Source organism: Brevundimonas sp. NIBR10 (assembly GCF_027912515.1).
In the GTDB taxonomy this organism is placed as follows: Bacteria; Pseudomonadota; Alphaproteobacteria; order Caulobacterales; family Caulobacteraceae; genus Brevundimonas.
Map to the genome: position 1 here is coordinate 3,892,501 of NZ_CP115464.1, position 12,693 is coordinate 3,905,193.

Annotated in this window: 15 protein-coding genes (1 of these 15 only partly in view); 11 read left to right on the top strand and 4 right to left on the bottom strand. The window is 68.6% G+C overall.

Annotated features, from left to right (window positions below; all coding sequences use genetic code 11):
• Positions 1 to 475, bottom strand: the 5' portion of a protein-coding gene (locus O5K39_RS18945) for a rhomboid family intramembrane serine protease (protein ID WP_271145146.1). Its footprint begins 197 nt before the window's first position; the window shows 475 of its 672 coding nt (coding positions 1–475); it begins with the start codon at positions 473 to 475; its stop codon lies beyond the left edge, outside the window.
• 168 nt (positions 476 to 643) lie between these two features.
• Here O5K39_RS18945 and hfaA point away from each other — a divergent pair, with 168 nt between their 5' ends.
• The 5 genes from hfaA to O5K39_RS18970 all read left to right on the top strand — a co-directional run bounded on the left by hfaA (position 644) and on the right by O5K39_RS18970 (position 6,064).
• Positions 644 to 1,090, top strand: a complete 447-nt coding sequence (gene hfaA, locus O5K39_RS18950) for a holdfast anchoring protein HfaA (protein WP_271145147.1) — start codon at positions 644 to 646, stop codon at positions 1,088 to 1,090.
• 67 nt (positions 1,091 to 1,157) lie between these two features.
• Positions 1,158 to 2,105 carry a holdfast anchoring protein HfaB gene (gene hfaB, locus O5K39_RS18955; RefSeq protein WP_271147195.1) on the top strand — a complete coding sequence of 316 codons (948 nt, stop codon included), beginning with the start codon at positions 1,158 to 1,160 and terminating at the stop codon, positions 2,103 to 2,105.
• A complete protein-coding gene (gene hfaD / locus O5K39_RS18960) occupies positions 2,032 to 3,279 on the top strand; it encodes a holdfast anchor protein HfaD (protein ID WP_271145148.1) in 1,248 nt (415 codons plus the stop codon). The genes hfaB and hfaD overlap by 74 nt, the downstream gene beginning before the upstream one ends.
• Before the next feature lie 846 nt (positions 3,280 to 4,125).
• Positions 4,126 to 5,181, top strand: a complete 1,056-nt coding sequence (locus O5K39_RS18965) for a UbiA family prenyltransferase (RefSeq protein ID WP_271145149.1) — start codon at positions 4,126 to 4,128, stop codon at positions 5,179 to 5,181.
• Between the two features lie 10 nt (positions 5,182 to 5,191).
• Positions 5,192 to 6,064: a DUF4163 domain-containing protein gene (locus tag O5K39_RS18970; RefSeq protein WP_271145150.1), complete on the top strand. Its 873-nt coding sequence runs from the start codon at positions 5,192 to 5,194 to the stop codon at positions 6,062 to 6,064.
• A gap of 1 nt (position 6,065) precedes the next feature.
• Here the strand turns inward: O5K39_RS18970 and O5K39_RS18975 are convergent, their stop codons facing one another.
• From O5K39_RS18975 to O5K39_RS18985, 3 genes are read right to left on the bottom strand one after another with little or no spacing between them, the layout of a single operon-like run.
• A complete protein-coding gene (locus O5K39_RS18975; RefSeq protein WP_271145151.1) occupies positions 6,066 to 7,007 on the bottom strand; it encodes an alpha/beta hydrolase in 942 nt (313 codons plus the stop codon).
• A 33-nt stretch (positions 7,008 to 7,040) separates the two neighbouring features.
• Positions 7,041 to 7,238 (bottom strand): helix-turn-helix transcriptional regulator, encoded by a 198-nt coding sequence (locus O5K39_RS18980; RefSeq protein WP_271145152.1) that lies wholly within the window; start codon positions 7,236 to 7,238, stop codon positions 7,041 to 7,043.
• Complete coding sequence (locus O5K39_RS18985; RefSeq protein ID WP_271145153.1) at positions 7,235 to 7,639, bottom strand: hypothetical protein; 405 nt, start codon at positions 7,637 to 7,639, stop codon at positions 7,235 to 7,237. Before O5K39_RS18985 ends, O5K39_RS18980 begins: the two co-directional genes overlap by 4 nt.
• Positions 7,640 to 7,719: 80 nt before the next feature.
• Here O5K39_RS18985 and O5K39_RS18990 point away from each other — a divergent pair, with 80 nt between their 5' ends.
• The 6 genes from O5K39_RS18990 (at position 7,720) to O5K39_RS19015 (ending at position 12,682) form a co-directional block, all read left to right on the top strand.
• The gene (locus O5K39_RS18990) at positions 7,720 to 8,382 is read left to right on the top strand and encodes a methyltransferase (RefSeq protein ID WP_271145154.1); all 663 of its coding nucleotides are present in this window, start codon (positions 7,720 to 7,722) and stop codon (positions 8,380 to 8,382) included.
• A 50-nt stretch (positions 8,383 to 8,432) separates the two neighbouring features.
• A complete protein-coding gene (locus O5K39_RS18995) occupies positions 8,433 to 8,804 on the top strand; it encodes a hypothetical protein (protein WP_271145155.1) in 372 nt (123 codons plus the stop codon).
• 77 nt (positions 8,805 to 8,881) lie between these two features.
• The gene (locus tag O5K39_RS19000) at positions 8,882 to 9,730 is read left to right on the top strand and encodes a neutral zinc metallopeptidase (protein ID WP_271145156.1); all 849 of its coding nucleotides are present in this window, start codon (positions 8,882 to 8,884) and stop codon (positions 9,728 to 9,730) included.
• A gap of 76 nt (positions 9,731 to 9,806) precedes the next feature.
• Complete coding sequence (gene proB / locus O5K39_RS19005) at positions 9,807 to 10,955, top strand: glutamate 5-kinase (protein ID WP_271147196.1); 1,149 nt, start codon at positions 9,807 to 9,809, stop codon at positions 10,953 to 10,955.
• The gene (locus O5K39_RS19010) at positions 10,952 to 12,238 is read left to right on the top strand and encodes a glutamate-5-semialdehyde dehydrogenase (protein ID WP_271145157.1); all 1,287 of its coding nucleotides are present in this window, start codon (positions 10,952 to 10,954) and stop codon (positions 12,236 to 12,238) included. Before proB ends, O5K39_RS19010 begins: the two co-directional genes overlap by 4 nt.
• A gap of 141 nt (positions 12,239 to 12,379) precedes the next feature.
• Positions 12,380 to 12,682: a hypothetical protein gene (locus O5K39_RS19015; protein WP_271145158.1), complete on the top strand. Its 303-nt coding sequence runs from the start codon at positions 12,380 to 12,382 to the stop codon at positions 12,680 to 12,682.
• Positions 12,683 to 12,693: the final 11 nt, after the last annotated feature.

Sequence of the window (12,693 nt, forward strand, 5' to 3'; positions counted from 1 at the left end):
CCACGCTCATCCCGATCACCCGCCGATCGGTCAGGGGGCGAGGCCGCCCTTCCGTCCCCAGCAGACGGATCGCTCCGCCCAGCAGCCCCATCACCGCTCCGGACGCCCCGACCAGGGTCGCGGTACTGGCCGGATGGACCAGGCCGTAGCCCAGCGTTCCGGCCAGTCCACATACAATATAATAGCCGAGAAAAATGACTCCGCCTTTCAGCCCCGGAAACAGCCGCGCCACCGCCGGTCCAAAGGCGAAGGCGAACCCCGCATTGATCAGTGCATGGGTCCAGCCGCCGTGCAGGATCATCGAGGTCAGCACCCCGGGCCACCATCCGCCCTCGAACAGGCTGACCGGTCGAAAGGCCCAGCGCAGCCCCGCGTCGGGCAGCTGCATCTGAAGGGCGTAGAGACCCGGAATCGACAGGGCCAGCAAGATGGCCGCGATCGGCGCATTGAACACCGGCTCACGCGCGGGCGGCACTGCGGTCGAGCTTGGGGTGAAGCTCGCGAATCGGTCCGGGTCGGAGGCCATACCCGGCAAATGTGCGCCTAAGCCCCCGATCTCAAGCGGTTCTTAATAACCATGACCCATTTTGGCACGCGGGTTGATTGCCGACCCGCCACCAGTTTCGCTTGCGGAGTCCCGCGCATGATTCGTCACACGATCCCCCGGACGGCCCTGCTGGGCACGGCCTGCGCCCTGGCCATGGCCCTTCCGGCCGCAGCCCAGAGCACCGGTTCGTCCGGTCTGTCCAGCTTCCAGGCGGGTTACGGCGGCGCGCGCTATTCGACGGCGACGGCCCAGAGCGGCTCGACCCGCGACGCCCAAGGCAACCGGCTGATCGTCGACGGCATCATCCAGGCGGGTGCCTCCAGCTATCAGAGCCAGAATTCGGGGGTCTCGTCCTCCTATGCCGGTGCCGGCTCGTCCTCGGACGGTGGCACGGTGATCGGCGGGGCCACCGCCATCGGCAACAGCCTGAACGTCGTGGTCCAGGGCAACCACAACACGGTCATCGTCAACTCGCGTCAGACGAACACCGGCAACATCACCGCGGGTACGGCGCTGAACGGGACCTTGAACCTTGGCAACTGATCGTATTCTGAAGCGGGCCACCCTGAAGCGAAGCCGCATCGCGGTGGCCGCCGCCGCTGCGGCCGCCATGCTGGCCGGTTGCGTCAGCCCCGTGGCCGGGCCGAACGGCATGTACGCCACCCCCATCGGCAATGCGCCGGTGACGGCCAACCCGACCCCCTATTCGCCGGCCCTGTATTGCCTCGCCGACTATGCGCGGCGCTACAACCTCCCCTCGCCGCGCATCGCGATCGGCCGGATCAGCGACTACACCGGCTCGGTCGCCACCGACGGCGGCCGCCAGATCACCCAGGGTGCCTCCCTGATGGCCTATTCGGCCCTGGCCAAGTCCGGCGCCCGGATGGTCGAACGCTACGACACCTCGATCTCCGAGCTTGAGCTCCGTTACGCCAACAACAAGCTGATCGGCGATGAGGCCGAGGGGCCCAACGGCAACAACTACCGCCGCATCCTGGCGGGACAGGTTCCGGGTTCGGACTTCTACCTCGTCGGCGGCGTGACCGAGGTGAACTACAACATCCGCTCGGCCGGCTTCGATGCGGGCCAGGGCGAGCTGAACTCCGAACGCCCGGGATCGGCCCTGCTCCAGGGCAAGATCTTCGTCATGAACGTCGCGCTCGACCTGCGCCTGGTCCAGACGACCTCCATGGAGGTCGTCGACGTCGTCTCCTACCAGAAGCAGATCATCGGCCGCGAGATCTCGGCCGGCGTGTTCGACTTCCTGGGCGGCAACGTCATCGACATCTCGGCCGGCACGGGCGGGATGGAGCCGGTCCAGCTGGCGGTTCGCTCGCTGATCGAACGCGCCACCCTCGAGATGATGGCCAATCTGTACGGCGCACCTGGCCCCCAGGTCTGCCTCGACGCCTCGCGCGACCCCCTGGGCACGGTCGGCCCCACCGGCGGCTATTATCCCGCCTACGCCAACACGGACACGAACAATGGCTCGACCCGCGCAGAACCGAATCGCTGGCACGCTGGCCGCGATGGCGATGTTCGCCGCGGCCGCTACTGAAGCGTCCGCCCAGGAACAGCTCGTCCTCAACAACCAGCTCCAGCTGGGCGACGTCATCAGCGGCCAGACCCTGAACGTCGAGGATGCCGGTGAACAGGTCACCGTCTCGACCGCCGCCACGGGCAACAGCCTGTCGGGTGGCGTCCAGGGAGGCTCCCTGACCCTGCGCAACGTCCAGCGCGTCAACGGCGGCGTCTCGTCCGCCACCACCCTGAACCTGCGCGGCGACACCGAAGGCGTGGTCAATGCCACGACCCAGTCGAACGGCAACTATGTCGCCGGCGGCGCCTATGGCGCGAACCTGGCCATCGATTCGGACCAGAGTGTCGGCCCCGGCGAGATCGTCGCCTCGTCGACCATCCCGGGCGGCACGGCCCGGCTTCTGTCGGGGGCCTCCGTCGGCGTCGCGGCCAGCGCCAACACCATGGCCCTGGGTGGCACCGGCACCGACATCTCGGGCGCGGTCCACCAGACGTCGGATTCGTCCGTCCGCGCCGGCAACCTGGCCCAGACCCAATATATCCCCGCGACCGCCATCTTCGGCGCCCAGGCGCTGGGCAACGCCACGGCCATCAACGGCGAGAGCGTCTCCAGCCAGAACATCTATGTGGGCCAGCGATCGACCGGCGACATCGTCACCGCCGACGTCAGCGCCAATGCCGGCAACGCCTGGGATCTGACCGGAACCGCGACCGCCAACGCCAACCAGGCCGTGCTGGCCAATCACGGCGGCTCGGTCGTCGCCCGCACCCAGCAGGAGAACGCCAGCGCCGTCGCCTCCACCGCCCGCGTCACCAGCTATGATTTCGGCGCGGCCATGGCCTCGGCTCAGGGCGGCGGCAACGTCGTCTCGGTCGGCACCGAGTCGGACTACCTCGAACTCGACAACAGCCAGCTCAACACCGGCGGCGTCGAAGTCCAGGCCACCTTCGCCGGCACCAACGGCTATGACGCCTATGTCTCGGCCGATGCGTTAGGCAACTCTGTCACCGGCTATGCCTGCGCCGCCTGCGAGGCGACCCTGACGGCCAACAATGTCCAGCATAACGAAGGCAATGTCTCGGCGTCGGCCTCCACCACCGTCTACGGCCAGGGCCGCGCCGCCATCACCGGCACCAATGCCGTCGGCAACGCCGCGACCTTCTACGTGAGCCGCCCCGGGTCGGGGCAGTAAACCCTCCTTCCCCCGTCCTTCACGGGGGAAAGCGGTCCGTCGATCGCGCAGCGATCCAGGACCGATGGGGGAAGTCTTCCTTCTTCTCCCCCTTCACACGGCCCCCATCGACCCTGGTCTCGCTGCGCTCGACGCCGGGGATGGTTTCCCCCGCTACGCGGGAGAAGAAGAAATCCGGCTTGTCCGACGCCTCGAAGTTGCGAACTTCGAGCCACCAATCCCTTGCCCTGCAACGGATTGCAGATTTCTCGGTCCCTCGAACGCGCCCAGGTCTCCAGCCCCGTTATACTGCTCTTCGTCCCGTCGCGGGGAAGGGCGCAAGGCCTTGCGATCTTGTTGCGGCGGGGGTGTGTGGAGCGGGATCGGACCGGGGGAGGCCGGCGCAGTTCTTTCGAGAGCTGCGTCGCCCCGGACCGTCAAAGGGTCTGGCGCAGAGAGTCGGATCGTTCAGGGGCTCGTGTCGCAAGGGCACGACCTTCCCGCCGGGGGCGCGGTAGCGGCAAGGGGTTAACACCCCCGCTGGTTCGGGAGACCGAGCCGTACAGCTCCTGCGAAAACCACATACGCGGAGCGTCTGTCTTTCGCCGAAACGGTAATCACTATCCCTATTCCGGGCGAGAGCCCGGACGCTCCGCCGGCCCTTCTCATAACTTCAGCGAGTGATCGCTTGAGGGCGAAGAGGCGTGTGTGGTGAGTGGTTGGTGGTTCGTGGCTGGTGACCGCTGGATTTGACGGCGCGCGGGCTGACGGCCTTGGGCGCGGCGTCGAGGATGCGACAACCACCAACCACCAACCACCCGCCTATCCCCCTCCCCACATCCCTCCTCCCCCGCTACACTGGCCGCCATGTCCTCTGCCCCCCTCCCCGACGCCGGCCGCAACTGGGTGGATGATCATGCGCCGGAGGGGCTCAAGCCCTGGCTCAAGCTGGGGCGGTTCGACCGGCCGATCGGGATCTGGCTGCTGCTCCTGCCCGGCTGGCAAGGGATTGCCCTGGCCCAGGCGCAGTTCGCTCAGCCGCCGGGTCTCCATGCCCTGTGGCTGGTTGTCGGCTTTGCGCTCGGGGCCTGTCTGATGCGGGCGGCGGGGTGCGCCTTCAACGACATCGTGGACCGCGACATCGACGCCAGGGTCGCCCGCACGGCGGCTCGCCCGCTCGCCTCGGGCCGCATCAGCGTCAAACAGGCCTGGATGTTCCTGATCGGCTGCAGTCTGGTCAGCCTGCTGATCCTGCTCACCCTGCCCACCGCTGCGATCCTGCTCGGCGTCGCCTCCCTCGCCCTTGTCGCCGCCTATCCCTTCATGAAGCGGATCACCTGGTGGCCTCAGGCCTGGCTGGGCCTGACCTTCAACTGGGGCGCGTTGATGGGGTTTGCTGCCGCCATTCCCCTTGCGGCCATGACGATCCTGCCGCCCGAGATGCGCACAGAACTGCATCCGTTTTTCTGGCAGGCGCTCGAAGTGGCGTCGAACGACTACGCCCTGCAAGACCAGCACTATGTCGAGCTTCACCTCGCAGCCTATCTGCCCGCCGTCCTCCTCTACGCGGGCGGCGTCTTCTGGACCCTCGGCTACGATACCGTCTACGCGCTGCAGGACATCGAGGATGACGCCATGGTCGGGGTCAAGTCCTCGGCCCGACGCCTCGGCCAGAGTGTCCCCCGCGGGGTGGCCCTGTTCTACGTCGCGGCCGTCGTTTGCGCGGCCCTGGCCGGGTTGAACGCCGGTCTGGGTCCGCTGTTCTATGTCGTGCTGCTCGCCTATGGGGCCCATCTGGCCTGGCAGGTCCGCACGCTGCGGCTCGACAACAGCCCCCTGGCCCTGCGACTGTTCAAGTCGAACCGTGAGGCCGGCCTGATCCTGCTGGCCGCGATCGCGCTCGGCGGACCGCATTTCTCGTGAAGGACATTCGATGAGCTCTCCGTTCAAGCGCCCGGTCGTTCTGGTCGGCACGGCCGCCGCCGCCCTGGCCGTCGTGGGCGCGATCGCCTTCGCCGTGATCACCAGCCGCCCGGAAGAGACACCCGCCCCGGCACCCGCACCCCCGCCTGCCACGGCCGTCGTGACCCCGGCCGAGGCCGCCGCCCCCTTCGATTTCCGGTCAGAGACCCCCTATGCCTCGGTCGAGCTGACCCTGCCCCAGGCGCTGAAGCCCTATCCCGACCTGCATGCCCGGCTGTTCTCGGCCGGGGTGCGCGACCTGCGTCAATTCACCGAAGGGTCCCAGTCCGACCGCACCGAGGCGGGCGGCGACATGGGCCTCGGGGCCTATGAGAAGACCATCGAATACGACACCCCGGTCGAGACCGGGAAACTGTTCAGCCTGGCCCGCACCGCCTACGAATACACCGGCGGGGCCCACGGCCTGTCCAGCTATTCGGCCATCCTGTGGGACAAGGCGTCGAAGCAACAGATCACCGCGGCCCAGCTGTTCCGCCCCGGCACCGACCTGTCGGTCCTCGACACCGCCCTGTGCGCCGCCCTGAACGCCGAGAAGGAAAAGCGCAATCCCGGTGTCGAACCCCTGACGCTGGGCACGGTCGAGGGCGAGATCTGGTCCTGCCCCACCGCCGCCGGGATGCCGTTCGTGCTAGCCGCCGGATCGACGCCGGGCAAGGCGGGCGGCCTGACCTTCCTGATCGGCCCCTATCTGGTGGGATCGTACGCCGAGGGTTCCTTTTGGGTGAACGTGCCCCAGTCCGCCTTCCGTGCCCTGATCGCCCCCGCCTATGCCGACGAGTTCGCCGGCGAGCCCACGCCCCTGCCCGAGGAAGACGGCCAGTAGCCTATTGGGCCAGAAAGGCGTCGGTCAGTTCGGCGAACCGGGCGGGCTGGTCGGCCATGATGAAATGACGGCTGCCGTCCACCCGTATCAGCTTCACCCCGGGCAGGGTCGCATACTCCCGAGCCCAGGTCGCGTCGGCCATGGCGGCGGGCGCACCGCCGTCGGCGTCGGCGGCATACAGCACCGTGACCGGCGTGGTCATGGCCGCCAGACCCGGCCGCGCATCGGTGGTCATCACGTCCCGGATCGCTGCGCCCAGGGCCTGACGATCCGAGGCCATGGTCCAGTCCACCATGGCGATACGGGTCGCCGGATCGCGCGCCAGACCGACGGCCCCTTGCGTCTGGGCGGCGCGAAGGGCGGGCTCGGGCGTGTCGCGCATCGAGGCGGCCGCCTGGGCGGCGAAGGGCCGCGCCGACTCCACCGTGGCCTGGGGTCCAAACAGGGCCGAGAAGAAGGGAAGATTGTCGACGGCCAGCACCTTGCCGACCAGGTCCGGGTGCCGCTGGGCCAGCAGCAGGGCCGAAAGACCGCCCATCGAATGGCCGATCACGGCGGGCCGGTTCAATCCGGCACTGCGCACATAGGCGGCCAGGGCCTCCACCGCCGGATCGACGAAGGGGCCGTCGCCGTGGCTCCAGGGCTCGCCGGCGAAGCCCGCGTACTGGACCAGATGTACGCGGTGCGTCGCCTTCAGACGCTCGGCCTCGGCCCGCCAGACCTCGCGCGAAGAGCCGAAGCCCGGGATCATCAGGACGTCGGGGCCCGATCCAACCACCTCGACCGACAGCCGGTCCGAGGTGAAGGGGGCGACGGCCGGTGCCGGTGCAGAAGCATCCTGGCCCCAGGCCTGGGCGGCGACGACGAAACAGGGCGAGCAGACGGCGAGGCCGATCAGGGCAGCGCGCAGCCGGGGGCGCGCCTGGAAGAAGGCGTTGAGCATCAGGGTCTCCAGGGTGAAATCAGGCTGACAGGGTCAGCCGTGGGGGTTTTCGAAAATCTCTTCCACGGGCTGTTTGAACAGCACCGCGATCCGGTAGGCGAGATCCAGCGAGGGGTCGTGTTTCTCGGTCTCCAGGGCGTTGACCGCCTGTCGCGAGACCCCCAGGGCCTGACCCAGCTGTTCCTGGGTCCAGCCGCGCTCGGTGCGCAGCAGTTTCAGCCGGTTCTTCATCGGCTGGTCTTCACGAAGGGAGAAACCAGGCCATAGATTCCCCAGAACAGCGGATAGATCAGCCAGCCGGGCGCGTGGGGCGCATCGGCATAACTTTCGCCGAAACCCCAGGCGCTGAACAGGGCCATGGCGATCCCGGCCGAGAGGATGAACTGTTTGGCCGTCAGGCTGCGCACGAACTCGTCGGCCTCGTTCATCAGCGACAGGGTGGCCCAGATCTGACCCGCCACCGGGGCCGAGACCGTCAGGGCCAGGGCCCAGGCCGCGACCGGATTGGCGATGTCGTCGAAGGCCCCGAAGATGGCGGCCATGTTGACCGCGACATAGCCGGCCATGAAGGCCATGGTGCGGATGACGTATCTTCGATGGGCCGGCGTGGCCGATCTGCCGAGAGCGAGCATGACGTGTTCTCCTGACGAAATGTAAGGCTTACATTACATCAGGCTTTTGTCGAGTCAACCTCACTTTCTGTAAGGACCGCATGACTTTGTCAGAGCGAATTTCCGCCCCCCGGGCCTTCATCCTGGCCAACACCCGACTACAGGCCGTGCCCCATGCGCCGCAGATCTCGCTGTGGCTGGCCGACGAGGTCACGCCCATCTGGCGGATGACCGAAGAAGAACTGGGCGAAATCGGCCTGCCCCCGCCGTTCTGGGCCTTCGCCTGGTCTGGCGGCCAGGGACTGGCGCGGTATCTGCTGGATCATCCCGATGAGGTCGCGGGACGATCCGTGATCGATTTTGCCACGGGTTCGGGCCTGGTCGGGATCGCGGCGATGATGGCCGGGGCGATGTCGGTTCTGGGGGCCGACATCGATCCCTTCTGCGGCGCGGCGGTCGCTCTCAATGCCGAGGCCAACGGGGTCGAGATGGCCTTCACCGACCGCGACCTGCTGGACGCGCCGCCGCCGCAGGTCGATGTCATCTGCGCCGGCGACGTCTGCTATGAAAAGCCGATGACCGAACGGGTGCTGGCCTGGCTGGGTGCGGCGCGGGCGAACGGAACGCGCGTCTTGATCGGCGACCCGCACCGCACCTATTTCCCCAAGTCCGGCCTGGAACTGCTGGCCGAGTATCAGGTGCCCACCACCCGCGAGCTCGAGGATTTCGCCATCAAACGCTCCAGCGTCTGGGCCCTGCCGTGAGCCTGTACGGTCACGCTTGGACTTCCGCTGACCCGGCCCATATGCCCTGTATGAGCCGCTCGATCGCCCTCGCCGTCGCCCTGATCGCCCTGGCCGGGCCAGTGTCGGCCCAAGTCTATCCCTATAGCCCGGCGGGTCGCCCCGACCTGACCACCGGTGACATCCATCGCTACGAGATGGACCGACTTCGGAACCAGGCCGACCGCAGTCAGGCCCTGGCCCAATCGCAGTCGGCCCAGACCCGGGCCACGATCCAGTCGCTTCAGGCCCGACGCCAGCCACCGCTGGACCTGCCCGAAGCCCGTCGCCCGCTGACGCTCGAGGAAGCCCGTCAGGCCCGTCAGGCCGCCGAGGCCCGTAGCGGTGCCGTGGTCCGCTCCACCACCCAGATCGACACCTGGCTGGACCGACGCCCGCAATAGCCGTGGTCCCCACGCCGCATCCCTTTCCTTCAACGCGCGTTCCGGCCTAGCTTGAGGGCCAACGGAGGGACGACATCATGCGCTGGGAAGGTGGAGAACGCGGTGGCGGCGTCGAGGATCGGCGTGGCCTGGGCGGCGGCGTCGCGGCGGGCGGCGGCCTGGTCGGGCTGGTGCTGGCAGCGGCCGGATACCTGTTCTTCGGCATCGACCCCTCTACCACCCAGCAGGTCGTCAGCCAGTTCGGGCCTGCCACAGCCCAGCAGGAAGGCACCGTCGGAACCCCCGAGGATCAGGCCGGACTGTTCGTCGATGTCGTCGGCGAAAACGTCAACGACGTCTGGGCCGAAAAGCTGAACGGCTATCGCAAGCCCAACGTCGTCATCTACACCCAGGGCACCCCGACCGGCTGCGGCTATGGCCAAGCGGCCATGGGGCCGTTCTACTGCCCGAGTGACCAGACCATCTATCTGGACCTGAATTTCTGGCAGGAGATGGAGACCCAGTTGGGCGCATCCGGCGCTGACTTCGCCCGCGCCTATGTGATCGCCCACGAGTTCGGTCATCACGTCCAGACCCTGACCGGGGCCTCGCAACAGGCCGAGGAAAGCCAGCAGCGGGCCCGCAGCGAGGGCGAGGGCAATCGCTATTCGGTGGCGCTGGAGCTTCAGGCCGACTGCTATGCCGGGGTCTGGGCCGCCAATGCCGCCCAGGTCGGCAATGGCCAGGTCGTGGTCGAGGCCGGGGACATCGAGGAGGGCCTGCGCACCGCCTCCGCCATCGGTGACGACACCCTGCAACAGCGCGGCGGGGGCCGGGTCTCGCCCGAAAGCTTCACCCACGGCTCATCGGCACAACGGATGGAATGGCTGCAACGCGGCTACCAGTCCGGCGACCCGGCGACCTGCGATACCTTCGCGGCGATGTAGACAACGGCTCTCGTCTTCAGCCACGCTGGTCCCGGCGCGCAGAATCCCGCGCTTGCTGCATCGCAACCTTGGCGGCATGGTCCGCCGCGTGAAAATCTCGGCCTCGGAAACCCTGGGCGGCGCGCGCCGCATCGTCGTCAAGATCGGCTCCTCGCTGGTCGTGGACGCCGACAGCCGTGCCCCGGCGAGCGCCTGGCTGGCCGCCCTGGCGCAGGACATCGCCGAACTTCGCGCCCGGGGCCGTGAGGTCATCGTGGTGTCGTCGGGGGCGGTGGCCCTTGGGCGCGGGCGGCTGGGCCTGGCCCGGAACGCGCGTCTGGACGAGAAACAGGCGGCGGCGGCGGTGGGGCAGTCGCTGTTGATGCAGGCCTGGGAGGCGGCCCTGGGGCCGCAATCCCTGACCCCGGCACAGGTCCTGCTGACCCGCGACGACACCGAACGCCGGCGGCGCTGGCTGAATGCGCGGGCCACTCTGGACGCCCTGCTCAAGCTCGGCTGCATCCCCGTGGTCAATGAGAACGACACCGTCGCCACCGAGGAGATCCGGTATGGCGACAACGACCGGCTGGCGGCGCGGACGGCCCAGCTGGTGCGGGCGGACCTGCTGATCCTGCTGTCGGACGTTGATGGTCTGTACACCGCCGATCCGAGGAAGCACCCGGCGGCCAGCCATCTGGCCGTCATCGAGGCCCTGACTCCAAAGATCCTCGCCATGGCCGGCGGGGCGAACGCGGCCGCCGACGTCGGCACCGGCGGCATGGCGACCAAGCTGGAGGCGGCACGGATCGCCCGCTCGGCGGGATGCGCGACCCTGATCGTTTCGGGGCTGGAGCCGCATCCGCTCCGGGCGCTGGCGCAGGGCGCGAGGGCGACGCTGATTACCGCGCCCGCCACGCCTCTGGCCGCCTACAAGCAGTGGATCGCGGGCAGTCTGGAACCCGCCGGAGCCATCGCCATCGACGACGGCGCGGCCCAGGCCCTCGTCGGAGGACGCAGCCTGCTGGCCTCGGGCGTCCAACGGGTCGAGGGCCGGTTCGATCGGGGCGACTGCATCCGGGTGGTGGGCCTGACGGGCGGCGCCCTCGGCGTCGGCCTCGCCGCCTATGCCGCGGATGAAATGGAGCGGATTCGCGGCCGCCATTCGGGCGAGATCGAGGGGCTGGTCGGATACAAGGGGCCGGGCGTGGCCATACACCGCGACGATCTGGTACTGGACCGCCCATGACTGTCCAGCCTCAGCAGACACAGTTCGACGTCGCCGCCGTGATGGCCGACATGGGCCGCCGCGCCCGTGCGGCCTCGGAGGCCGTGCGCCTGGCCTCGGCCGAAACGCGGTCGGCCGCGCTGAGCGCCATCGCCCAGGCCCTGCGCGCCCGTGCCGACTCGATCCTTCTGGCCAACGCCGCCGACGTCGCCCGCGCCCGGGCCAACGGCGTGACCGAGGCCCTCATCGACCGGCTGTCCCTGACGCCCGCCCGGATCGCCGCCATGGCCGATGCGGTGGACGAGGTCGCCGACTTTCCCGATCCGCTCGGCGTCGAGACCGCGCGCTGGACCCGGCCGAACGGACTGGATTTCGCCAGGGTGCGCACCGCGCTGGGCGTGCTGGCCATCATCTACGAGAGCCGGCCCAATGTGACGGCCGACGCAGCGGCCCTGTGCATCCGCTCGGGCAATGTCGCCATCCTGCGCTGCGGCTCGGACTGCCTCGACAGTGCGCTGGCCATCCACGCGGCGGTGGTCGAGGGGCTGACGGCGGCGGGGCTGCCGGCCGACGCCGTGCAACTGGTCCCGACGCCGGACCGCGCGGCCGTCGGAGCCCTGATGACCGGACTGGACGGCTGCATCGACCTTCTGATCCCGCGCGGCGGCAAGAGCCTGGTCGCCCGGGTCCAGGCTGAGGCACGGGTGCCGGTACTCAGCCACCTGGAAGGCCTGAACCACACCTATCTGCACGCGGCCGCCGACCTCGACATGGCCCGCGACATCGCCGTCAACGCCAAGATGCGGCGGGTCTCGGTCTGCGGCTCGACGGAGACGCTGCTGGTCGACGCCGAGGCCGCCGGTCGCCTGCTGCCGCCGGTGGCCCAGGCTCTGATCGCCGCCGGGTGCGAACTGCGCGGCGACGCTGCGGCGCAGGCCCTCGTGCCCGCCATGATCGCCGCCGAGGACGCCGACTGGTCCACCGAATATCTGGCACCCATCCTGGCCGTGCGGATCGTGGACGGGCTGGACGCGGCGATCGCCCACATCCGCCGCTACGGCTCGGGCCATACCGAAGCGATCGTCACCGACGACGCCGAGGCCGCCACAACCTTCCTGAACGCCGTGGACAGCGCCATCGTCCTCTGGAACGCCTCGACCCAGTTCGCCGACGGTGGAGAGTTCGGCTTCGGGGGGGAGATCGGCATCTCGACCAGCCGCCTGCATGCACGCGGACCGGTCGGGGCCGAACAGCTGACCAGCTACAAATACGTGGTACGCGGGACCGGGCAGACCCGGCCTTAAGCTTCGCTTTCCCCACCTTTCGTTTCAGAGGGGTTGTGCCCTGTGCCCCCCGTCTTTAGACGGGCCGCTTAACCGACAACCTGAACGCCAGCGGCCGAGGCACACGCTTCGCCGGGGCCTTCGCGCGCGATGGAACGACCCATGTCCGAGCAAGACGAGAAAGACGCCGCCGTCCGCGCCTCGCTCGCCGTGCACGGCGATTCGGGCGTCACCCCGCGCCACACCCTGTTCTACTTCTACGGCGAGGGCGACCACGACGACCTGAACGAGGTCGCCCGCCGCGCCGGTTTCGTGACACGCGGTCAGGACGACATGACCGTACTCGAAACGACGATCCCTGTGGACGAGGCGTCCTTCGCCCCCGTCTCCGCCATGATGCAATCCTGGGCCGCGGCCTTCCAGCTCGACTACGACGGCTGGGAGTGCGCGGTCGTGACCCATTAAGAAAAAGAGGC